The sequence below is a fragment of the Siccirubricoccus phaeus genome, assembly GCF_008360935.1.
GTDB classification, from domain to species: Bacteria; Pseudomonadota; Alphaproteobacteria; order Acetobacterales; family Acetobacteraceae; genus Siccirubricoccus; species Siccirubricoccus phaeus.
In genome coordinates this window covers 1-1,689 of the sequence record NZ_SRXO01000049.1, presented here as the reverse complement: position 1 = coordinate 1,689, position 1,689 = coordinate 1, and the positions used below count along the sequence as shown (strand labels likewise).

Annotated in this window: 3 protein-coding genes; all 3 read right to left on the bottom strand. The window is 69.4% G+C overall.

Annotated features, from left to right (window positions below; all coding sequences use genetic code 11):
* Nucleotides 1–341: CNNM domain-containing protein (locus E5N76_RS29235; RefSeq protein WP_149541507.1), on the bottom strand; the 341-nt coding region annotated here is incomplete at its 3' end.
* Between the two features lie 156 nt (nt 342–497).
* Entirely contained in the window at nt 498–1,310 is an 813-nt protein-coding gene (locus E5N76_RS29230; protein ID WP_149541506.1) for a hypothetical protein, read from the bottom strand.
* A gap of 94 nt (nt 1,311–1,404) precedes the next feature.
* A partial coding sequence (locus E5N76_RS29225) for an exopolysaccharide biosynthesis protein (RefSeq protein ID WP_149541505.1) occupies nt 1,405–1,689 on the bottom strand: 285 nt, incomplete at its 5' end.

Below are 1,689 nucleotides of genomic sequence, written 5' to 3'. Positions count from 1 at the left end.
ATCGAGAGATAGGTGACGAGGGCGACGACGAGACCGAAGCCCAGCGGCTCCGCCACCGCCACAGGCAGGCCGAGGCCCGTCAGCCAGGTGGCGAGGCGGCCGCCGAGGGCGGAACCGGACAAGGCGCCGGCGAGGATGCCGACCAGCGTGATTCCGATCTGGACGGTGGAGAGGAAGCGTCCGGGCTCCTCGGCCAAGGCCAGGGCGGCGCTGGCCCCGGGGCGGCCCGCTTCGGCCATGGCGCGTAGGCGACTCCGTCGGGCGGAGACGACCGCGAGCTCCGAGAGGGCGAAGACCCCGTTCAGCACTATCAGGACCAGGACGACGACGAGATCGAGCATCGGAGCTCCGCGGATGGACCGCCGTGGTGGGCGGCGGCCTGCATGTGGGGTGCGTCGGCCCCGGTGGGCAACGCGCTGCGGGTCGCCGGGCGAGCCGTGCCGTGGGGCGAGCGGCGAGGCCGTGTGCGGCGCCCGCGTCCCCGCGTTGGTGCGGACTCAGTCTTCCTGGAGGATTCCCGTGGGGTAGAAGCCCTTCCTCTGCACCCAGCGGAAGCCTTCGTGCTTGGTAATGGCGGCGATCTCGACCGCGCCGCCCACGCTCTTCGGCAGGAAGACGGCGAAGCGGACGAAGCCGATCGTGGTCTCGACCAGGAAGCGTGCCAGGTCGATCGCGTCCTGAATGGGCATGGCGGGAACCGACAGCGTCGCGTAGAGGTCGCGGACCAACTCCTCCTGCAGCCGGCCGGCCTCCTGGGGCGGCACACCGTGCTTCACCAGGGCGTGGCCGATATCGAAGCCAAGGCCGAGGATCAGCCGGTTGAGCGCCTCATACTGCCCGTCCCACATCACGCCGAAGCCGGTCTCCTCCATGATCCGCCGCGGCGGCGGGCAGTCCTGCCCGGTCATGCTCACCTCCCAAACCTCGGCGAGCGGCCGGCCGGCGGAATAGCCGCAGAGACGAAGCTGGAGGTTGACCGGTTCCGGGCAAGGCACCGCCTTCTCTTCGAACAGAAAGCTGCGCAGCCGCCCGGCGACTCGCTCCATAGTGTAACTCGCCGGGTCCAGCCGCCACTCCGGATATGCAGGGTCACGCCCATCGAAGCGCCGCCGCAGATCCTTCAGCAGGGTCTCGACGGACTCGTTGCCGATGCCGCCCGCACCGGTGGACATCGCGCCGACGGGCAGGCCCGCGCAGAGGTTCGTGATCTTGTTGGCGTGGGTGTAGATCTGCCCGCTGCCCATGGTTCCGGCGCTGTCCGCCGCCATGACGATGCCGTCGTTGATCTTCACGGAGACGATGATGGTCACGGTGCAGCTCCTACTGTCCGGCAGCACGTCCCAGGCAACACCGGTCGAAGGCCCTGAAGGGCAATTCGACCCCGAGTGGGCTTCCGATGAGCCCTTACAGCATACTCGGCACCCAACCGGTTGTGCTCAACGTCTCCCAGGCGACGGCTGCGGCGACCGCGAGCATGGCAAGGCCTGCCGCCAGCCCGGCGCAGAGCAGGATCCCGTCCTCCTCCAGGTAGGCGAAGGCGATCAGGGTGATGGCCAAGGCGGGCGGGACATTGCTCAGCGGCACCGGGGCGAGGAGGGCACCACCCAGCAGCAGGACGACGGCGCCGACCACGCGCTTCGTCGCCTCGAAGGGCGTGGTCCAGCGCGGGCGGATGAATCGCTCCAGCCA